Origin of the sequence: Isoptericola maris (assembly GCF_048065335.1) — a bacterium.
GTDB lineage: Bacteria > Actinomycetota > Actinomycetes > Actinomycetales > Cellulomonadaceae > Isoptericola > Isoptericola rhizosphaerae.
In genome coordinates this window covers 22,254-43,579 of the sequence record NZ_JBLUNY010000012.1, presented here as the reverse complement: position 1 = coordinate 43,579, position 21,326 = coordinate 22,254, and the positions used below count along the sequence as shown (strand labels likewise).

Below are 21,326 nucleotides of genomic sequence, written 5' to 3'. Positions count from 1 at the left end.
GGGGCCGACGACTGATGCAGACTCTTTCCCTCGCGCCCTGGCTGGTCGCCACGCCGCTGATCGGCGCGGCGCTGCTGCTCCTGGTCGGGCGCCGCAGCGACCGGTGGGGGCACTGGTTCGGTGTGCTCGCCTCGACGGCGACGTTCGTGATCGGCCTGGTGATCCTGCTCGACATGCTGGGCGTGGACGCCGCGGAGCGGGTGGGCGTCCACACGACGGCGAGCTGGATCGACGTGGGCCCGCTGTCGGTGGACCTCGGGTTCCAGGTGGACCCGCTGTCGATGACGTTCGTCATGCTGATCAGCTTCGTCGGCTCGCTGATCCACCTCTACTCGGTGGCGTACATGTCGCACGACCGCGACCGCCGTCGGTTCTTCGCCTACCTCAACCTCTTCGTGGCGGCGATGCTGCTGCTCGTCCTCGCGGACTCCTACCTGCTGCTGTTCGTCGGGTGGGAGGGCGTGGGCCTCGCCTCGTACCTGCTCATCGGGTTCTGGGACCACCACCTGCCCAACGCGGTGGCGGGCAAGAAGGCGTTCGTCATGAACCGCGTGGGCGACATGGGCCTGATCGCGGCGATGATGTTCATGCTGGCCACGTTCGGCGGGGTGGACTTCGCCACGGTGCTCGGGACGGCCGGGGCCGTCGACGAGGGCACGGCGACGGCGATCGGGCTGCTGCTCCTGCTGGCGGCCTGCGGCAAGTCGGCCCAGCTGCCGCTGCAGGCGTGGCTCGGCGACGCGATGGCCGGCCCGACGCCGGTCTCCGCCCTGATCCACGCCGCCACGATGGTGACCGCGGGGGTCTACCTCCTGGTGCGTTCGGGACCGCTCCTGGAGGCGGCGCCGGACGCCCAGCTCGTCATCGCCGTCGTGGGTGCGCTGACCCTGCTGTTCGGGGCGATCGTCGGTTGCGCCAAGGACGACATCAAGAAGGCGCTGGCTGCCTCGACGATGTCGCAGATCGGCTACATGATGCTCGCCGCGGGGCTCGGACCCGTCGGGTACGCGTTCGCGATCTTCCACCTGCTGACGCACGGCTTCTTCAAGGCCGGCCTGTTCCTCGGGGCCGGCTCGGTCATGCACGCGATGGACGACGACGTGAACATGCGCCGGTTCGGCGGGCTGGCCCGGCTGCTGCCCGTCACGGCGATCACGATGGGCCTCGGTTGGTTGGCGATCCTCGGCGTCCCGCCGTTCTCCGGCTTCTACTCCAAGGACAAGATCATCGAGGCCGCGTTCGTGGGAGAGGGCTGGCGCCCGTGGGTCTTCGGGATCGTCGCCCTGGTGGGCGCCGGGATCACCGCGTACTACATGTCGCGCCTGTTCTTCATGACGTTCATGGGCCGACGGCGGTGGGCGTCGGAGCTCGCGGGCGGTGCGGGTCGTGACGGCGCGGCCGACGGCACCCCGGTGCGGCACCCGCACGAGTCCCCGTGGCTCATGACGCTGCCGATGGTCGTGCTGGCGATCGGATCGGTCGGGCTCGGGTTCGTGCTGAACGCGGGCGACCGGTTCGTGCACTGGCTCGAGCCGGTGACGGGCCACGCCGAGCACCATGAGCCGGTCCTGCCGATCTGGCTGATCGTGACGCTGACCCTCGTCCTCGTGGTGCTGGGCGCGGCGCTCGCCTTCGTGCAGTACGCCGTGCAGCGGGTGCCGACGACGCCGCCACCCGCCTCTGCGCTGGTGCGTGCGGCTCGGGTGGACCTCCACCAGGACGACGTCAACGAGGGGCTCGTGATGCTGCCGGGGAAGGTGCTGACGCGGTCGATGGTCTTCGCGGACCGGACGGCCGTCGACGCGGGTTGGTTGGGCCTGGCCGGGGGCGTGGGACGCCTCGGTGGCTGGCTGCGCGGGCTGCAGTCCGGGTACGTCCGGCAGTACGCCGCGACGACCCTGGGTGGTCTGGGCGTGATCGTGCTCGTGATCTGGCTGGTCTCCGGCCAGGGGGCGAGCTGAGGCGTGGAAGGGATGATGATGTCCGGCTTTCCCTGGGTGACTGCTCTCGTGGTGTGGCCGCTGGTCGCGGCCGCGGCGACGGTGCTGACCGGTGCGGGGCGCGGGCGCCCCGCCTCGGGCGCGGCGAGCGGGGGCGGCGCGTTCCGCGCCGGCACGGCCCGCACGGTGGCTCTCGTCGGCTCGCTGGTGGAGGTCGCCCTGCTGGTCGGCGCCTTCCTGGCGTTCGACACGTCGGCGGCGGGCACCCACCAGCTGACCGAGACGTACGCGTGGATCCCGGCACTCGGAGCGAGCTACGCCGTCGGCGTCGACGGGGTCTCGTTGCTGCTGGTCGCGCTGAGCGTGGGCCTCGTGCCGCTGGTGATCCTCGCCGCCTGGCACGAGCAGGGCGGTGACCACGTCCGGCTGCGGCGCTATCTCGCCACCGTGCTGGTGCTGCTGTCCTTCATGGTGGTCGTGTTCACGGCGCGCGACGTGTTCCTGTTCTACGTGGTCTTCGAGGCCATGCTGATCCCGGCGTACTTCCTGATCGGAGGCTTCGGGCAGGGCGCGCAGCGCCGGTACGCGGCGGTGAAGTTCCTGCTGTTCTCGCTCGCGGGCGGGCTCGTGATGCTGGTCGCCGTCGTCGCGCTGTACCTGCAGGTACCGGTGGACCCGGCTACCGGGCTGCGCCCCGAGGACGCGTTCCTGACGGCGAGCATGACCGGCCTGGAGCTCGACCCGACGGTCGAGCGGCTGATGTTCTGCGCCTTCTTCCTGGCGTTCGCGATCAAGGCGCCGATGTTCCCGGTGCACACCTGGCTGCCGGACGTGACCCAGAACTCGACGCCGGGCACCTCCACGCTGCTCATCTGCGTCCTGGACAAGGTGGGCACGTTCGGGATGCTGACCCTGTGCCTGCCGCTGTTCCCGCAGGCGAGCCGGTGGGCGGCTCCCGCGATCATCGTGCTCGCGGTGATCTCGATCCTGTACGGCGCGATCCTCGCGATCGGCCAGACCGACCTGCTGCGACTCATCGGCTACACGTCGGTGTCGCACTTCGGGTTCATCATCCTGGGCATCTTCACCTTCACGTCCCTGGGGATCTCGGGTGCGAGCTTCATGATGCTCAACCACGGGATCTCGACGGGGGCGCTGTTCCTGCTCGCCGGGTTCGTGATCGCCCGGCACCCGCGCCGCAGCCAGCAGATCGCCGACTACGGCGGTCTGCGCAAGGTCGCGCCGGTGCTGGGCGGGACGTTCCTGGTCGCGGGCCTCTCGGCGCTCGCGCTGCCGGGTCTGGCCACGTTCGTCTCGGAGATCATGGTCTTCCTCGGCGCGTTCGCCCGGTGGCCCGCGCCGGTGCTGGTCGCGATCCCCGCCGTCGTGCTCGCCGCCGTCTACGTGCTGCTGACCTACCAGCGCATGTTCACCGGCGAGGTGGGTGCCGACGTCGTCGGCGCGAAGGACCTGGACGTCCGGGAGAAGACGGTCGCCGGCGTGCTGGTGGCCGCGCTGGTGGTGCTCGGGCTGATGCCCGGGCCGGCGCTGGACTACGTGCGCGAACCCGCGGGCGTCTCCGTCGAGCACGTGGGTGAGACCGATCCGGAGCCCGTCCTCGGGGCTCTCGAGGGGAGCGAGCAGTGAACGCGTTCGAGGCACCCGTCATCGAGTGGGGCGTCCTGATGCCCGTCCTGGTGGTGCTGGCCGCCGGCGTGGTCGGCGTCCTGATCGAGGCCTTCGTGCCCGACCGGGCGCGCCGCACCACCCAGGTCGTCCTGACCCTCGCGGCCCTCGTCGGCTCGCTCGCGTCCGTGGTCCTGCTGTGGGACCGCGTCACCACCGAGGGGTACGCCTTCGTGGTGGACGGCACGTACCTGCTCACCCCGTTCACGCTGGGCATCCAGACGGTGGTGGCGGTGTTGGCGCTGCTCGGCGTGCTGGTGATCGCCGACCGCACGCGCACCGGCCAGGACGCGTTCGCGCCCACGGCGGCTGCCGTGCCCGGCACCACCTACGAGGACGCCGCGCGGGAGGCCGGGCTGCAGCAGACGGAGATCTACCCCCTGGTGCTCTTCGCCACCGGTGGCATGCTCCTGTTCCCCGCCACGGACAACCTCATCGTGCTGTTCATCGCGCTCGAGGTGCTGTCGCTGCCGCTGTACGTGCTGTGCGCCACGGCCCGCCGTCGGCGGCTGCTCAGCCAGGAGGCGGCGTTCAAGTACTTCCTGCTCGGGTCGTTCGCGAGCGCCATCATGCTGTTCGGCATCGCGCTGGTCTACGGGTTCGCGGGGACGGTCAGCATCGAGGGTGCGCTCTTCGTCCTGGCGCACCCGGAGAGCCAGGTGCTCGAGCTGATGCCCGGACTGGTGATCGCGGGCGTGCTGCTCATCACGGTGGGCCTGCTGTTCAAGATCGGTGCCGCCCCGTTCCACACGTGGACGCCGGACGTCTACCAGGGTGCACCCACCCCCATCACCGGCTTCATGGCGGCGTGCGTCAAGGCCGCCGCGATCGGTGCGCTGGTGCGGGTGATCTTCACGCTGGCGGCGGGTCTGGACGAGCCGCTGCGGCGCGACCTCGAGGTCGGGCTGTGGGCCGTGGCGATCCTCACGATGCTGATCGGCACGGCCGCGGGCGTCGTGCAGACGGACGTCAAGCGGATGCTCGCGTACTCCTCGATCGCGCACGCGGGGTTCCTCGCGGTCGCGTTCGTGGGCTTCTCCGAGGTCGGGTCGCAGGCCGTGCTGTTCTACGTGCTCGCCTACGGGCTCGCGACCCTCGGTGGTTTCGCGGTCGTGACGCTCGTGCGCGAGCAGGACGCCGACGGCGTGGTGCTCGGGGAGGCGACGCACCTGTCCCAGTGGGCCGGGCTCGCGCGTCGCTCGCCCTGGCTCGCCGCGGCGTTCACCCTGTTCCTGCTGTCGATGGCGGGCATCCCGCTCACCGCGGGCTTCGTGGCGAAGTTCGCGGTGTTCTCCGCGGCGGTGGCCGCGGGCGCCTGGCCGCTCGCGGTGCTCGGCGTGCTCGCCTCGGCGGTCGCGGTGTTCTTCTACGTGCGGCTCATCGTGCTGATGGTGCTCACGCCGCGCTCCGAGGACGCGGAGGACGCCGGCGCGGCCGACGGCGGCTCGGCGGCCGACGGCGCAAGGTCGGCCGAGGGCGAGCCTTCGGCCGACGGCGGCGCACCGGCGACCGCCACGCTGGCCGCGGCGCGGTCCACGCTCGCCCGGGCCTCCGTGGTCGTGGTGACGTCGCGCGGGCCGGCGACCGTGGCGATCGTCCTGTGCGCGGTCGGGGTCGTCCTGCTCGGGGTGGTGCCGCAGATGGCACTCGACTGGGCCACGCAGGCGGCGACGTTCCGGCCTCTGCAGCCGTGACGCCCGGTTCGCTGAGGCCCGGTCCGGGCAGATAGGTTCGGATCGTGACCCGTGCTACCGACGCCTCGGCCGGCGCCTCAGCCGCGCTGCCGACCGCCATCCCGCTGAACGATCCCGAGCTGGCCGAACGGCTCGCGGGACGGCTGGCACAGGTGGACACCGCCCTGGCGGCCGCCGTCGCGTCGACGGACGCGCTGGCCGACGACGCCTCGCGTCACCTGGTCTCCGCAGGCGGCAAGCGGTTCCGGCCGCTGCTGACCCTGCTGGCGGGCGAGCTGGGGGACGGGGCGGACCCGCGGCTCGTCGACGCCGCCGTGGTCGTCGAGCTGACCCAGGTCGCCTCGCTGTACCACGACGACGTCATGGACTCCGCGCCGGTGCGCCGTGGTGCACCGGCGGTGCACACCATCTGGGGCAACTCCGTCGCCATCCTCGTCGGCGATCTGCTGTTCGCGCGCGCCTCGGCGCTCGTGGCGGGTCTGGGGCCGGAGGCGGTGGTGCTGCAGTCGCAGACGTTCGAACGGATGTGCCTCGGTCAGCTCCACGAGACGACGGGACCGGGCGTGGGGGACGACGCCGTCGAGCACTACCTGCAGGTGCTCAGCGACAAGACGGCGTCGCTGCTGGCGACGTCGGCACGGCTCGGCGCGATGTTTGGTGGCTGCTCGGACGAGATCGTCGGGGCGGTCACCGGGTACGGCGAGAAGGTGGGCACGGCGTTCCAGCTCGCCGACGACGTGCTCGACATCGCGTCGTCCGGCACCGAGTCCGGCAAGACGCCGGGGACCGACCTGCGCGAGCACGTCCCGACCATGCCGGTGCTGCTGCTGCGCCGTCGGGTGGAGCGCGGCGAGGCCACGCCGTCGGACATCGAGCTGCTGGCCCGTCTCGACGGGGACCTGTCGGACGACGCGGCGCTGGCCGCCGTCGTGGCCGAGCTGCGCGAGCACCGTGTGCTCGCCGAGACGCGCGAGCTCGCGGTGCGCTGGGCGCGGGAGGCGGCGGCCGAGCTGGCGCCGCTGCCCGAGGGCCCGGTGAAGCAGGCGTTCGGGGACCTGGCGACCGCCTTGGCCGACCGGGCCACCTGAGAGGACGGGCGCGGGGCGAGGACCTGTCGTCCTCACGCCCGCGCCCGCCGGCCTGACCCGCGGGTCCCGCGCGATCAGGAGCCTGTCAGGACGTCACGACACCGTGATGCCCGTCGTGTACGCGCCGGAGCCCGAGTAGGCGTGGACGACGACGCGGTAGTAGCCGGACGACGCGGAGTAGGTGAGCGCGTCGAGGCTCGACGTCGTGGTGCCCTGCGCCACGGTGGACCAGCTGCTGCCGCTCCAGCGCTGCAGGTAGACGTCGAAGTCGCCGTTCGAGGGGCCCTCGACGCAGGCGGTGATGGTCGCGGAACCGCTCTGGTTCCAGTAGGTCCCGTCGGGGTGCACGGCCTGGCCGCCGCGGTTCAGGGAGCCGTTGCCCGTGTAGGAGGAGCCGGTGCAGGACGTGCCCGGGTCGCCGCCGTCGTCACCGCCACCGCCGTTGGTGACGAGGGTGAGGTTGTAGCGGGACAGGATCGGGTTGACCGGCTGGAAGTAGGTCGTGCCGCCGGAGCGGCAGTTGCCGGACCCGCCGGAGGTGACGCCCTGCGCCTGGTCGCCCGCGAGGAGCGAGCCGCCGGAGTCGCCGGGCTCGGCGCAGACCGTGGTGCGGATGAGGCCGTTCACGCTGCCCTGCGGGTAGGTGACGGTGGCGTTGTAGGCCTGGATGGTGCCGCAGTGCCAGCCCGTGGTGGAACCGGAGCGGCACACCTGCGAGCCGACGGGAGCCTGGGTGGAGCCGGCGACCGCGACGGTGCCACCGTTGTAGTCGTTGACCGCGCCGACGGGGTTGTCGTCGGAGCCGGTCCGGACGTGGGCCATGTCGCTGCCGGGGAAGATCGAGGCGGCGAAGGTGCCGCTCGGCTGGGACGTCGTCGCCCCGGTCGAGCCGCAGTGCCCGGCCGTGACGAACCCGGTGGTGACGGCGAAGCCGACGGAGCAGCGTGAGCCGCTGCCGATGTAGTAGGCGTTGCCGCCGACGACGTCCTGGTAGGTGCGGGGTTCCTCGGTGGTGACCTCGAAGGTGATGGCGCGCTGGGGGACTCCGGCGACCCGGGCCGCCTGACGGGCCTCACCGCGGGAACCGCGGTGCACCTGGACGACGATCGTGTTCTCCGCGAGGTCGACGTAGGTGCCGGGCACGCCGTCGACGTCCGTCAGGGGCGCGGTGAGGGAGGACTGCCACTGCTCCAGGTCCTCCAGGGAGTAGCGGGCGGTGACGGCCTCGGCGCCGGCCTTGCGGACCGTCCAGGACTTGCCCGCGTCGGTGACGGCCGCGTAGACGACGTCGTCGTCGGTGTCGAGCCACAGGCCCGCGAAGTCGTCGCCGAGCTCGTCGTCGAGCTCGTCGAGGGTGATCGAAGCGTCGGCCTGGAAGTCCAGGCGCTCGACGGCACGGTCCTTGGTCACGTCGAGGTCGTCCTGCATGGCCTCGAGCAGCTCGACGGGGTACTTCTCCGCCAGGTCCGCGTCGCCGAGCGGGTCGTCGGCGTCGGGGGTCGGGCTCGCAGCCTGGGCGGTGAACGCCGTGGCCACGAAGGTGAGCGTCGCCGTGGTGGTGGCGAGCGTCCTGAAGGTCGTTCGTCTCATGGAGCTTCCTTCCGTCAGGTGCCGGGCGGAGTACCCGGCAGACCCCACGGTATGCTCATCGTTCAGCATCTGCCCAGATACTATTCAGGTCATACCGAGGTAGTATCCAGGCCGGACACGGTAGCCCGGAGCATCGATGGTGGTGCGGGCACCAGCCTGCCCGGTTCGGGTGGATCGTGCCCGCCGAACGGGTCAGGCCGGGCCGACCCGGGCGGCCGTCAGCGCCAGCGCCGCACCGACGAGCATCGCGGGTCCGAACGCGATCGCGGTCCGCCGGGTGGCTCGCCGGGTGACGATCAGGGCCAGGGCGGTCAGGCCGCCGACCAGGAACGGCAGCACGGCCACGGCCCACAGCACCGACCAGCCGTACCAGGCGCCGACCAGCCCGAGCAGCACCGCCAGCTTGACGTCACCGAGGCCGAGACCCGACGGGCTGATCAGGTGCAGCAGCAGGTACCCGGCGCCCAGCGAGAGCGCCCCGAGCAGCGCGCGCAGCGCCACGTCCCAGGAGTCACCGGCGAGCGCCGCGCCCGCCAGGAGCAGGCCGACGACGGCGGTGGTCGGGTAGGTGAGGGCGTCCGGCAGGCGGTGGGTCGCCCCGTCGACGACCCCGAGCGCGACGCCCGCGACCGCGGCGACGGCGAGCGCCGGCGTCGACCATCCCGGGCCGCTCGCCCACACCGCCCACACCAGGGCGAGCGTGCCGCCGACGACGATGCGACGCCGGTACGGCGACGTCTCGAGCGCGGCGCGTTCGGTGAGGGTCGGCACGCGAGGATCGTAGGGGAGCGGGGCGTGCTCGGTGTGGCCCGTCCACAGGCGGGACGCCAGGTCGCGATGGCGGCGGCCACTGCGAGCGCGCGCCGTCGAAGCTGTGGACAGAACCGACGCCCGCGGCGGATCACGGGCAGACTGGCGTCCGGCGGGAGCGAACGGCCCCGCCGCGTCGTCGGCCGTCGTGGAGGAGCGAGTGCCCGTGCGTGGGAATCAGGTGGTCAGCGGTGCCGTCGGGGTGGCGCTGGTAGTCCTGGTGATGGGGTTGGCGGTCCCGCTTGCAGCGTGCACCGCTTCCCACCCTGACGGCGCGGCCAGCGCGTCGGTATCGCCGTCGTCCGGCACGGAGTCCGAGCCCGCCTCCTCCGAGCCCGACGCCGCCGCGTCACCGGCCGCGACGTTGGACCTGGTCGCCGGCGGCGCGGAGCTCCAGGCGGCCGTCTATCCGCTGACCCGTTCGGACGACCACGTGGTCCTCACGATGGACCTGACGACGGATGCCACTGAAGACGTGACGCTCAGCAGGCTCTTCAGTGGTGAGGTGACAGACGGTCCGGTCGAGGGTGGGGGCATCCGCCTGGTGGATCTGACGGCGAAGGAGGTCTACCTCCCGGGCCTGGATGCTCAGGGCGATCCGGTCGGCGCGGGGGAGCGGCTGTTCAGCCTCGACACTGGCGGACTGCGCGTGCAACGCGTGTATGCGGCTCCCGGGGCCTCGGTGACGTCACTGGGCGTCCTGCTACCCGGGGGCTATCTGGACGAGGTGCCCGTGCTGGACGGCGAGATCCCCGCACCGACGTTGCCTGCTGCCGCGGAGGAAGAGGCGGAGGCCGAACCGGCGCAAGCCGCGGACCCGGCGCAGGTGGCGGAGGCACCGGTCCTGCCGTTGGAGTCCTTCACCGCGGAGCTGGACGGTGCGGTGCAGGTGCTCGAGTCCACCGAGGAGGTCACGGTCAACCTCGGTGGCGACGTGCTCTTCGACTCTTCCTCGGCCGAGCTGCGCTCCGACGCCCAGAAGGCGATCGATGCCGCGGCTCGTCGCATCGAGGACCGCGCTCCGGGCACGGTCGCGGTGGTCGGGCACACGGACGACGTCGGTGACGACGCGTCGAACAAGAAGCTCTCCGAGCAGCGCGCGGACGCGGTCGCCGGGGCCCTGGCCGAGCGTCTCGATCCGGCCGAGTACCCGTTGGAGACGTCGGGCAAGGGGGAGAGCGAGCCGCTGGTGGCGAACACGTCGGACCAGAACCGGCAGCTGAACCGGCGGGTGGCCCTCACGCTCGTCTCCGAGGTGACCACCACCACCGAAGTCGCGGCCGAGGGCGAGCTGCCGCCGTTCGACGACGGCCCGACAGGCACCGGCGCTGAGGGAGCCGTGATCGAGAGCGGGATCCGCACGTGGCGTTTCACCGTGCCGGAGGCCCGGCGCGTGGGTGACTCGCTCGTCCTGGACCTGCACGTCACGGCCGAGGACGACGAGGTCGACTCGGGATTCGGGCCCGGCAACCTCGCCGGCTACTGGTCGTACCGCGGGGACGACGTGACGGTGCCGAAGAACATGCTGGGTCTCACGGTGCTCTCGGGGGCGTCCGCCGTGTACCCGTACGACTACAAGATCAGGGACGAGGGGGACACCGAGGTGTGGAACCCCTTGGGCGAGCTCGACACCCTGCGCCAGGTCGACGGGGGAGAGACGGTCACGTTCACCGCGGTGTACCCCGGCTTCGAGGACGCCGAGACGATCACGGTCCAGCTCAACCACAACCTCGGGGCCGAGCCGTTCCGCCTGACCGACATCCCGGTGCGATGAGGGGGGCCCAGCGCGTGGAGACCGGTTGGATCCGTGCCTCCCTGAGGCTCTTCTCGCGGATCGCGTTGATCGCAGCACCTCTGGTCGTGCTTGTCGGTGTCCTTCTGTGGGCGGACGTCGGTCCGTGGTCCTCGCAGGCCGACACCGAGCGCCCGTTCGCTCCGGCCGAGACGGTCGCGGCCGGCGAGCCCTTGCAGGTATTCGGTCTCGACGAGGCGCAGGTGCTGTGGGCGCAGCCGGGAAGCGTGGACGTCGGCTCGGTCAGGTGCACCACCGACGACGGGCAGGTCGCCGTCGACGGGGCGCCAGAGGCTGCGGGCTCGGCGGTCCGGCAGGAGCCCGGGGGTGCCAGCTGGGTCCGACTGACGACTCTCGACCCGATGCTGGGCGCCGTGACCTGCGACGGTGCCGGGGTGGAGTCGATCGGCGTCGCGGACGTCGACGGTTCGTCCTCGGGCGCGGGCGGTGGGGCGTTCTTCGTCGTCTCCGGGCTCGTCGTGCTCGGGCTCGGCCTGCTCGCCCGCCGGCTCTCACGGGAGAGCTAGAGGCCCGACCCCGCGTCAGCCGGCGCCGACCGCGTCCGCGGCGAGCACCACCTCGGTGACGCACACGGCGGCGACGGCCATGCTGAGCAGGAACGGCGCCCGGCTGTGCGGCCGGACGAGCCCGACGGCGCCCGCCGCGACGGCGAGCAGGCACGCGCCCGCCGTGAGCAGGAGGGCAGGGAGCGCAGGAGCACCCGGCGGCCCGATCAGCGTCACGACGCTGCCCGCACCCAGCACGACCGGGGCGACGACGCCGGCGCCACGTCGCCCGAGCCGGTGCGGCAGCCCGCGGACCCCGGTGGCTCGGTCGTCGTCGAGGTCGGGCAGCACGTTGGCCACGTGCGCCCCGACGCCGAGCAGCGCGCCCGCCAGCACGGCCCACCCGGCCACGACGCGGCCACCGCCGGCCGCCGCCACGACGAACGCGGGCAGCAGGCCGAACGCGACGGCGTAGGGCAACCACGACCACGCCGTCCGCTTGAGCCCGAGGTTGTAGGCCCAGCCACCGGCGACCACGCCGACGTTCGCCACGCCCGCGACCGGCCCGGCGGCCAGACCCAGCACCGCGCTCACCGCCGCGGCGACGAACGCGCCGGTGCGCAGGGTGGCGGGTGTGACCGACCCGCGCACGGTCGGCTTGTCGGTGCGGCCCACCTGGCGGTCCCGGGCGGCGTCGAGCCAGTCGTTGCTCCAGCCGATCGAGAGCTGACCGGCCCCGACGGCCGCGGTGACCAGCAGCGCCCGGCCGATGGTCGGTGCCACGGGCAGCGCCAGCGCCAGCGCGAACAGGGTGACCACCGCGGCCGGGACCGGGTGCGTGGCCGCCACCATGCTGCGAACCAGGTTCCCGACGTCGGACATGTCGTGAACCTAGTGCCGCCCGGCTCTCGGCACGACCGGGAGCCAGGTGGCAGCATGAGGGCGTCCCTCGACGTCGACCGACCGGAGCCCGCCGTGGAATCGCTGTCCCTGCCCGCACTGACCGACGAGCTCATGGCGAAGGCTCGCCAGACCAACGGTCGCGGTGCCCGCACCATCCGCGGCGGCCACGACCACGCGCTGCGTCAGGTGGTGGCCGTCCTGACCGCCGGTCGCGAGATGAGCGAGCACGACGCGCCCGACGAGGCCACCCTGCAGGTGCTCCGGGGGCGGGTGCGGCTGGTCGCCGGGGAGGAGTCGTGGGAGGGGACCGTCGGCGACTTCGTCGTCATCCCGCCGGTACGGCACCGCCTGGAGGCTCTCGAGGACTCCTCGATCCTGCTCACCGCGCTCGCGGCCGGAGCCGTCCGCCTCTGACCCGCACCGTCCCCCGCGCGTCGAGGCCGGTGAGGTGCCACGATGCCAGCATGTCCCGTGTGCTGGCCGTCGCCCCCGCGCTGCCCCCGGACGTCTACCCGCAGCAGCAGATCTCGGAGGCGATCGTGCCGCTGCTCGCTCCGGAGGGCGCACGCCGCAGGCTCGCGCACCGGGTCCACGCCGCCTCCGGCGTGGACACGCGCCACCTGGCGCTCCCCATCGACGAGTACGCGGGCCTGACGTCGTTCGGCGACGCCAACGCCCACTTCGTGCGGGTCGGGACGGACCTGGCCGAACGGGCGGGCCGGGAGGCGCTCGCGGGCGCGGGGGTCGAGCCGGACGAGGTCGACCTGGTGTTCTTCACGTCCGTGACAGGACTGGGCGCGCCGTCGATCGACGCGGCCCTGGTGCACCGGCTGGGGCTGCGCCCCGACGTCCGGCGGGTGCCGTCCTTCGGCCTGGGGTGCGCCGGCGGGGCGGCGGGCCTGGCTCACCTGCACGAGTACCTGGCCGGGCACCCGCGCCAGGTCGCCCTGCTGGTCTCGGTCGAGCTGTGCTCGCTCACCTTCCAGCGCGACGACACCTCGACGGCCAACCTCGTCTCCTCCGGCCTCTTCGGGGACGGCGCGACGGCGGTCGTCGTCGGCGGGGACGCCGTGCGCCGCGGGACAGGACCGGCGGCGCAGGTGATGGGCAGCCGCAGCCACCTGTATCCCGGCACGGCGGACGCCCTCGGCTGGGACGTGCGCGACTCGGGGTTCGGCATCGTGCTGTCACCGGAGCTCCCGGAGCTCCTGCGCGCCCACCTGGCCGGGGACGTCAAGGATCTGCTTGCGCCGCACGACCTCACGGTGGACGACGTCGGCACGTGGATCGTGCACGCCGGTGGCCCGAAGGTGGTGGACGCGGTGCGGGACGCTCTCGCGCTGCCGGAGAGCGCCGTCGCGCGCACCCGCGCGACGCTCGCGGCCGAGGGGAACCTGTCGTCGTCGTCCGTGCTGCACGTCCTCGCCGCGACGCTGGACGACGGCGCACCACGGCCGGGGGAGTGGGCGGTCCTGATGGCCTTCGGGCCGGGGGTCGCCGCGGAGCTGGTGCTCCTGAGCGGTCGGGAGGCGGGATGGGCGTGATGCTGTACGCGGCCCTGGTGCTGGCGACGGGGCTGGAACGCCTCGCCGAGCTCGTCGTGTCGGCCCGGCACGCCCGCTGGTCGTTCGCGCGCGGCGGGGTCGAGTCGGGGCGCGGGCACTTCGGGCCCATGGTCGTGCTGCACACGGGGCTGCTGGTGGCGTGCGTCGTCGAGGTCGTCGCGCTGGACCGGCCGTTCCTGCCGTGGCTGGGCTGGCCGATGCTCGTCCTCGTCTTGGCGAGCCAGGGTCTGCGCTGGTGGTGCATCGGCACCCTCGGTCCGCAGTGGAACACCCGGGTCATCGTGGTCCCCGGGCTCGACCTGGTGCGCCGTGGTCCCTACCGGTGGATCCCGCACCCCAACTACGTGGCGGTGGTGCTCGAGGGCATCGCCCTGCCGCTGGTGCACTCGGCCTGGATCACCGCCGTCGGCTTCACGGTGCTGAACGCCTGGCTGCTCCTCGGGTTCCGGATCCCGGCCGAGGAGCGGGCGTTCGAAGCCGCGGTGGAACCGGCGCAGGACCCCGGCCGGCGGTGAGAACCGATACCGGCGTCCTGGTCGCAGGGGGCGGGCCGGTCGGCCTCGCCGCCGCGATCGAGGCCCGCCGCGCCGGGCTCGACGTCGTCGTCCTGGAGCCGCGGGCCGCTCCGGTGGACAAGGTGTGCGGCGAGGGGCTGATGCCCGGCACGCTCGCGGCGACGCGGCGGCTGGGGGCCGACCCGCCGGGTCGGGAGATCCGGGGGATCTCCTACCGGCAGGACGGGCGCGTGGCCGACCACCGCTTCCGTGCGGGGCCCGGCCGCGGAGTCCGCAGGACCGCCCTGCACGCCGCGCTGCACGAGGCGGCGCTCGCGGCCGGCGTGGTGGTCGTGCCGGGCCGGGTCACGTCGGTGGCTCAGGACGACGACGGCGTCACGGCGTGCGGCGTGCGGGCCCGCTGGCTGCTGGCCTGCGACGGGCTGCACTCGCGGGTGCGCCGGGAGGTCGGCCTGGAGCGGGCCGCGGAGGGTGGTCCCGGCCGGGTCGGTGCGGGTCGGCGGTTCGGGCTGCGCCGGCACTACCGGGTGGCGCCGTGGTCGGACCTGGTGGAGGTCCACTGGGGGCCGCGTGCGGAGGCCTACGTCACACCGGTCGCGGACGGGCTGGTGGGTGTCGCCCTGCTCGGCCCGCCGGGGGCGGGCTTCGACGCGGGGTTGGAGTCGATCCCCGAGCTCCTCGGGCGACTGGTGCGCGCGGTGCCGGACGGGCCGGTGCGGGGCGCGGGCCCGCTGCGGGTGCGCACGTCGGCGCGCACGGCCGGCCGCGTGCGGCTGGTCGGGGACGCGTCGGGGTACGTGGACGCCCTGACGGGCGAGGGGCTGCGGGTCGGGTTCGCCCAGGCGCGGGCCGCCGTCGCGCACCTGGACGACGCCGCCGCGTACGAACGGGCGTGGCGACGGGTCACGCGGGACTACCGGGTGCTGACGGCCGGGCTGGTGCGCACGGCGCAGTCGCCGCTGCGCCGCGCGGTGGTGCCGACGGCGGCCCGCCTGCCGAGGGCCTACGGGGCGGTCGTCGAGCGGCTGGCGCGGTAGGCGCCCGACCTGCCCAGGGATGGGGACAACTACCCATCGCCGCATCGCGAGAAACCTTGCCCCCGTGCGGGGCGTCCTGGCTATCCTGTGCAGGCGATGCTCACAGGGTGCCGGAGGCCTGTCCAAGATCTCCGCCCGGTCGTCACCAATCTGGGGGAAACTTGAGCCTGCTCACGCGCCTGCGCGGCGACCGACGGACGAGCATCTCGACGGCAGCGGTCGTCGTGCTGTCCGGGGGCGTGGCGGCCGCGGCCTTCCTCTACGACGGCGAGGCGACCGCCGACGTCGACCTCGACGACTCCGGCGTGTGGGTGACCAAGCAGTCCGCCGGCCTGGTCGGCCGGTTCAACACCGAGGCCCAGGCGATCGACGGCACGCTCCTCGCGGGCAGCGCGGACTTCGACGTCGAGCAGCAGGCGAGCGAGGTCCTCGTCCCGGACGAGGGCAACAGCGCGGCGAGCATCGTCGACGTCGCCCGCCTGAAGTACCACTCCACCACCGCCGTCCGCCCCACTGCGGAGGTCACCGCGGGTGGTGGCCGGGTGGCGGTCACCGACGGCGAGTCGGGCGAGCTGTGGGTCACCGCGTTCGACCGCCTCGCGACGCTGGACCTGGAGGACGCCGACCCCACGCTGGACCTCGGCGGGCCCGCCGAGGTGGTGGTCGCGCAGGACGGCACCGTGCACGCCGCCGTGCCGGCCACCGGACTGCTGTGGACGCTGACGCCCGGCGAGGACCCCACCAGCACCGAGCTGGAGCTGGCCGGGGAGTCGAGCGACGTCCTCCTGACGGCGGTGGGCGACGACGTCGTCGTCCTCGACCGGACGTCCGGCCGCCTGTTCCTCCCCGGTGGCGACGCCGTCACGGTGGCGGACGCGCAGGGTGCACGGCTGCAGCAGCCCGGAGCGGCGACCGACACCGTGGCCTACGCGACGTCGACCGGCCTGGTGCAGCAGCCGCTGGACGGCGGACCGGCGATCGAGCGGCGCGGTTCCGGCGTGCCGGCCGCGCCCGTCCAGCTCGACGGATGCCTGTTCGGGGCGTGGTCGGCCAGCGGACAGATCGTGCGCGACTGCCCGGGCACCGACCGGGACCTCGACCGGGTGCTGGAGGGCATCGACCCGCAGACGCAGCTCGAGTACCGCGTCAACCGGAACAACGTCGTGCTGAACGACCTGTCGGCGGGCACGGTCTGGATGGCCCTCCAGGAGTACGAGAAGGTCGACGACTGGGACGTCCAGCGCCCCGACGAGGGCGACGGCGAGGACGTGAACGCCGATGACGACACCCCCGAGCTGGTGGACACGACGATCGTCGACCGCGAGCGTCAGGACCCGCCGGAGGCGAACGACGACTCGTTCGGCGTGCGGCCGGGCCGCGCGACGGTGCTGGACGTGCTGGCCAACGACCTCGACCCCGACGGCGACGTCATCACCGCCGCCCTGCAGGGCGACCAACCGGACGAGCTGGAGATCCAGGAGGTGCTCGGGGGCAAGGCGCTGCAGGCCGTCGTGCCCGAGGACGCATCCGGACGGGTCTCCTTCGAGTACGAGGTCAGCGACGGTCGCGGGGGTACCGACACGGCGACCGTGCGGGTGCGGGTGGTGCCCGACGAGGACAACGCGGCACCGGAGCAGACCGGCGAGCCGGTCCTGCGCGTGCAGCAGGGCGGGACGGCGGAGATCCGCGTGCTGCCGTTCTTCCGCGACCCCGACGGCGACGACGTCTACCTCGCCACGGCGTCGTCGACGGTCAAGGGCGACGAGGTGCGCGCCTACCCGGACGGGCTCGTGGAGTTCCAGGACGACGGGTCGGCCACCGGGCGCAAGAAGGTCAACCTCACGGTCGGCGACGGTCGGGGAGAGGTCGTCGAGGGCACGCTGTGGGTGGACGTGCTCGGCGAATCCCAGGAGCCGCCGGTGGCGGTGGGCGACCACGTCGTGGTGCCCGCCGGCGAGCCGGTGACCATCGAGCCCCTGGAGAACGACACCGACCCGAACGGCGACGCGCTGCGACTCGCCTCCGTGAGCGAGGCGGCACCCGCCGAGATCACGCCCAACTACGACGCGGGCACCTTCACGTTCCTGGCCCACGAGCCGAAGTCCTACGACGTGCTCTACCAGGTGAGCGACGGCCCCGGCTCGACCACGGGCGTGGTGCGCGTCGACGTGCAGGACCCGGACGACGCCGGCGGCGCGCCGGTCGTCGTGGCAGACACGGCGCTCCTGCCCGCCGGTGGCTCCACCCTGGTGGACGTGCTCGCGAACGACACCGACCCGGCCGGTCGCGTCCTCGTGGTGCAGTCGGTCGACGTACCGGAGGACGCCGGTGTCACGGTCGCCGTGCTGGGGCACCAGATGCTCCGCGTGACCGAGTCGCGGCGCATCTCGGACGCCGTCACCCTGCAGTACACGGTCTCGAACGGCGAGGAGACCACGACGGGCCAGGTGCGCATCCTGCCCATCCCCGCGCCCGACCGGCTCCAGCCGCCGCACGCGGTGCCCGACGAGGTCACCGTGCACACGGGCGACTACGTCAACATCCCGGTGCTGGAGAACGACACGCACCCCGACGGGCTCGAGCTGACCCTCGACGACGAGCTGGAACAGACCATCGAGCCCGGCCAGGGCGAGATCTTCGCCTCGGAGGGCCAGCTGCGGTTCCGCGCCGGCTCCGAGGGCGGCACGGCGTACGCGATCTACCGGGTCCAGGACCCGAACGGGCAGGAGGACTCCGCCCAGGTCACGATCCACATCCGCGACAGCGAGGAGAACGCGGCGCCCGTGCCGCAGGACACCGAGGCGAGAGTGCTGTCCGGCGGCACCGTCCGGGTGGAGGTGCCGCTGGACGGCATCGATCCCGACGGGGACTCCGTCCGCCTCCTCAACATCGTCCAGCCGCCTTCCCTCGGGATGGCGGAGATCGTCGACGGACGCTACATCGACTTCCGGGCCACCGACGACGTCAGCGGCCAGGACATCCTGACCTACGCGGTGCAGGACTCGCGCGGCGAGACCGCGGTGGGGACCGTCCGTGTCGGGATCTCGCCGCCGGGCGTCAAGAACCACCCGCCGGTCGCGGCCGACGACGTCATGACCGTGCGACCCGACCGACGGGTCGCGGTGCCCGCCCTGCGCAACGACTCCGACCCCGACGGCGACCAGATCGGGCTCGTGCCCGGTGCGATCGAGGCCGAGGACCCCCTCGACCCCGAGGTCGAGCAGGACCGCATCGTGCTGCGGACCCCGGGCAAGGAGGGCACCGTCAGCTTCTACTACGCCGTGGAGGACACCTGGGGCGCCCGCGCGATGGGCTCGGTGACGATCGAGGTGACCGAGGACGCCCCGCTGCTCGCACCGATCGCCCGCGACGACGTCGTGCTGCCCTCCGAGTTGTCGGCCGACCAGACCAGCGTGCAGGTGCCCGTCCTCGAGAACGACGAGGACCCCGACGGTGCGGCGAGCGAGCTGACCGTGACGCTCGACGCGTCGACCGCGACGGTCGACGAGGACGGCGTCGTGGACGTGCGGCTCGGAGCCGAGCGGCAGCTGCTCACCTACACGGTGACGGACCAGGACGGTCTGGAGGCCCGCGCGTTCCTGCAGGTGCCGCCCGCGGGCGACCTCGCAGGCGGCACGCACCCGCGGCTCAAGCCCGACTTCGTGCCGCTCGAGGTGATGTCGGGCGAGCCGCTCGACGTCGACCTCACCGATACCGTGGTGGTCGCCGCGGGAGGCACACCGGAGATCGCCGACCCGGACAGCGTGAGCGCCGTGGCGGGCAGCGTGGAGATCGAGGACGCGCAGCACCTGACGTACACCTCGGACGAGGACTACGTGGGGCCGGCGTCGGTGAGCGCCCAGGTCACCGACGGGCTGGAGGGCGATCCCGAGGACCACACGGCGCTGGTCCAGGTGCCGATCAAGGTGCTGCCGCCCGAGAACCTCCCGCCGGAGCCGGGCGCGCCGGCCGGCCAGGTGGCCGCCGGCGAGGAGAGCAACGTCGATCTGGGTCGCTACGCCAGCGACCCGGACGACGACCCCCTGACCTTCAGCCTCGGGAGCACACCTGCCGGCGTCAGTGCGGTGCTCGCCGACGGTGTCGTGACCCTGCAGGCCGACCCGGACGTGCCCAAGGGCTCGTCGGTCACCATCCCGTTCACGGTGTCGGACGGCAACAACCCGTCGGTCGACGGGTCGCTGAACGTCGACGTCGTCGCCTCCACGCGCCCGTTGGCCAAGGCCAACCCGGACACGGTGGACGGCGCGCACCAGGGTGAGCCGGTGTCCGTCCCGGTGCTCGCGAACGACTCCAACCCGTTCGCGGAGCGGGGGCCGCTCGAGCTCGTCGGGCAGCCGACCGTCGAGACCGGCGAGGGCGGGGCGACCGTCGACGGCGACCAGGTGGTCGTGGTGCCGAAGGAGAGCTTCGTCGGGACCATGGTGGTGCGCTACCGCGTGCAGGACGCCACGGAGGACCCCGACCGCGAGGTCGAGGGCAGGATCACCGTCAACGTCCTCGGTGTGCCCGAGGCCCCGGCGACGCCCTCCGTGGAGGAGGTGCGCTCCGAGACGGTCGTGCTGTCGTGGACGCCGCCGTTGAACAACGGCGCCGAGATCACGGGCTACACCGTCCGCTCGGACCAGGGTGACGAGTTCCAGTGTGCGACGACCACCTGCACGCTCGACGGTCTGACCAACAACGTGACGTACACGTTCCAGGTGGTGGCGACCAACGAGGTCGGTGACTCCGACCCGTCGCCATCCTCCGCCGAGGCGCGGCCGGACGAGAAGCCGGACCCGCCGGCCGCCCCGAACCTGGAGTTCGGCGACGAGTCGCTCACGGTGACCTGGGAGAACGCCACCTATTCCGACCGCTCGCCGATCGAGTCGGTCAACCTGGAGATCTCGCCGGCCCCGGCCTCCGGGCAGACGCAGAAGGTCGGCGTCACGGGCAACCGCATCGTCTGGGAGGGGCTGACCAACGGCACCGCCTACAAGGTGCGCGTGCAGGCCGTGAACCTGGCACCCGACCCGTCCGACTGGGGCGAGTACTCGGCGACCGAGATCCCGGCCGGCCCGCCGGACGCGCCCGCGGCCCCGAGCGCCTCGCGCGTGGACACCGAGCTCGGCGGACGGGTCGCGGTGAGCTGGAAGGCGCCGTTCGCGAACGGTGACGCCGTGGAGACGTACCACGTCGACGTGCGTCGGGGTGGATCCGTGGTCGACACCGTCACGACGTCGAAGACGTCGTACGACTTCACCGGCCTGGACACCAAGTCGAGCTACACGTTCGTCGTGACCGCCGAGAACAAGGCCGGCAAGGGCGCCAAGAGCCCGGCGTCCAACGCCGTGACGCCCTACGGCATCCCGACGGTGCCCGGCAAGCCGTCGGCGAGCGTGGGCACGGGCATGAGCGGCAAGGCCGACGTGTCGTGGGGGGCGGCGGACGCCAACGGCAACGCGCTGACCTACACGGTGGCGGCCGAGGGCGGCGGCTCCCGCCAGACCACCGCGACCTCCCTGCGGTACGGCGGCCTGACGAACGGCAGCTCCTACCGGTTCCGGGTCAGGGCGTGCAACGCCGCGGGATGCTCAGCCTGGACGGACTGGTCCAACGCGGTCAAGCCCTTCGGCCCGGTGCCGACGCCGAGCGTCTCCGCGAGCGGCGGTGACCAGAAGGTGTCGTTCAGCTGGTCGACCTCGACCAACGGCCGCGGCGTCTCGGTGCAGGTCAGCGGTGCCTTCAGCAGCACCGCGAAGAACGGCAGCAAGACGGTGAACGCCGGATACTCCGACACGAAGCAGATCTGCGTCACCGCCACCGACAGGGAGGGGCAGTCGGCCAGGAAGTGCGCCAGCGCGAAGTCCGACCCGAAGCCTCAACCGACGGTCACCATCAGCAAGGGTGCGCGCGAGTACGGCGACGACCCCTACGGTGACTGCACCCACTCGTCGTGCCGGTACATCAATCTGACGATCCGCAACGCCGACCCGAACACGACGTTCACCTACAAGTGCATGGCCTCGACCGGGCAGTTCTCGACGGCCGGCTCGTCCTGGCACTCCCCGATGGAGCGGACGCGGACCAACGGCTCGGGCGACGCCGGGCCGCGTGACCTCTACTGCTACTACGGCCGCCCGGGCAACCAGGTGTGGGTCACCACACCGTGGGGCTCGAGCAACCGGATCACCTGGTAG

General features: G+C 72.8%; 14 protein-coding genes. 11 read left to right on the top strand and 3 right to left on the bottom strand.

The annotated features are described in order from the left end of the window. The first annotated feature begins 14 nt into the window (after positions 1–14). From nuoL to ACH5HR_RS15370, 4 genes are read left to right on the top strand one after another with little or no spacing between them, the layout of a single operon-like run. A complete protein-coding gene (nuoL, locus tag ACH5HR_RS15385) occupies positions 15–1,961 on the top strand; it encodes an NADH-quinone oxidoreductase subunit L (protein WP_402372644.1) in 1,947 nt (648 codons plus the stop codon). 15 nt (positions 1,962–1,976) lie between these two features. Next, positions 1,977–3,587, top strand: a complete 1,611-nt coding sequence (locus ACH5HR_RS15380; RefSeq protein WP_416478707.1) for an NADH-quinone oxidoreductase subunit M — start codon at positions 1,977–1,979, stop codon at positions 3,585–3,587. Continuing rightward, positions 3,584–5,320, top strand: a complete 1,737-nt coding sequence (gene nuoN / locus ACH5HR_RS15375) for an NADH-quinone oxidoreductase subunit NuoN (RefSeq protein ID WP_416478681.1) — start codon at positions 3,584–3,586, stop codon at positions 5,318–5,320. The genes ACH5HR_RS15380 and nuoN overlap by 4 nt, the downstream gene beginning before the upstream one ends. 44 nt (positions 5,321–5,364) lie before the next feature. Beyond that, positions 5,365–6,408: a polyprenyl synthetase family protein gene (locus ACH5HR_RS15370; protein WP_402372639.1), complete on the top strand. Its 1,044-nt coding sequence runs from the start codon at positions 5,365–5,367 to the stop codon at positions 6,406–6,408. Between the two features lie 93 nt (positions 6,409–6,501). Here ACH5HR_RS15370 and ACH5HR_RS15365 read toward each other — a convergent pair whose 3' ends face one another. After that, positions 6,502–7,998, bottom strand: a complete 1,497-nt coding sequence (locus ACH5HR_RS15365) for a S1 family peptidase (RefSeq protein ID WP_416478680.1) — start codon at positions 7,996–7,998, stop codon at positions 6,502–6,504. 192 nt (positions 7,999–8,190) lie between these two features. Next, positions 8,191–8,769, bottom strand: a complete 579-nt coding sequence (locus tag ACH5HR_RS15360; RefSeq protein ID WP_416478679.1) for a prepilin peptidase — start codon at positions 8,767–8,769, stop codon at positions 8,191–8,193. A 205-nt stretch (positions 8,770–8,974) separates the two neighbouring features. On the opposite strand from ACH5HR_RS15360, the gene ACH5HR_RS15355 reads away from it, so the two are divergent. Next, positions 8,975–10,582, top strand: coding sequence for an OmpA family protein (locus tag ACH5HR_RS15355; protein WP_416478678.1), 1,608 nt, complete (start codon positions 8,975–8,977; stop codon positions 10,580–10,582). After that, entirely contained in the window at positions 10,579–11,127 is a 549-nt protein-coding gene (locus ACH5HR_RS15350) for a hypothetical protein (protein WP_416478677.1), read from the top strand. Before ACH5HR_RS15355 ends, ACH5HR_RS15350 begins: the two co-directional genes overlap by 4 nt. 15 nt (positions 11,128–11,142) lie before the next feature. Here the strand turns inward: ACH5HR_RS15350 and ACH5HR_RS15345 are convergent, their stop codons facing one another. After that, positions 11,143–11,988, bottom strand: a complete 846-nt coding sequence (locus ACH5HR_RS15345; RefSeq protein ID WP_416478675.1) for a UbiA family prenyltransferase — start codon at positions 11,986–11,988, stop codon at positions 11,143–11,145. A 54-nt stretch (positions 11,989–12,042) separates the two neighbouring features. Here ACH5HR_RS15345 and ACH5HR_RS15340 point away from each other — a divergent pair, with 54 nt between their 5' ends. The 5 genes from ACH5HR_RS15340 (at position 12,043) to ACH5HR_RS15320 (ending at position 21,326) form a co-directional block, all read left to right on the top strand. Then, entirely contained in the window at positions 12,043–12,423 is a 381-nt protein-coding gene (locus ACH5HR_RS15340) for a cupin domain-containing protein (RefSeq protein WP_416478674.1), read from the top strand. Positions 12,424–12,473: 50 nt separating this feature from the next. After that, positions 12,474–13,553, top strand: a complete 1,080-nt coding sequence (locus tag ACH5HR_RS15335) for a type III polyketide synthase (protein WP_416478672.1) — start codon at positions 12,474–12,476, stop codon at positions 13,551–13,553. Then, positions 13,544–14,089, top strand: coding sequence for an isoprenylcysteine carboxyl methyltransferase family protein (locus ACH5HR_RS15330; RefSeq protein WP_416478671.1), 546 nt, complete (start codon positions 13,544–13,546; stop codon positions 14,087–14,089). Before ACH5HR_RS15335 ends, ACH5HR_RS15330 begins: the two co-directional genes overlap by 10 nt. After that, a complete protein-coding gene (locus tag ACH5HR_RS15325) occupies positions 14,086–15,126 on the top strand; it encodes an NAD(P)/FAD-dependent oxidoreductase (protein ID WP_416478669.1) in 1,041 nt (346 codons plus the stop codon). Before ACH5HR_RS15330 ends, ACH5HR_RS15325 begins: the two co-directional genes overlap by 4 nt. A 161-nt stretch (positions 15,127–15,287) precedes the next feature. Next, complete coding sequence (locus ACH5HR_RS15320) at positions 15,288–21,326, top strand: Ig-like domain-containing protein (protein WP_416478667.1); 6,039 nt, start codon at positions 15,288–15,290, stop codon at positions 21,324–21,326.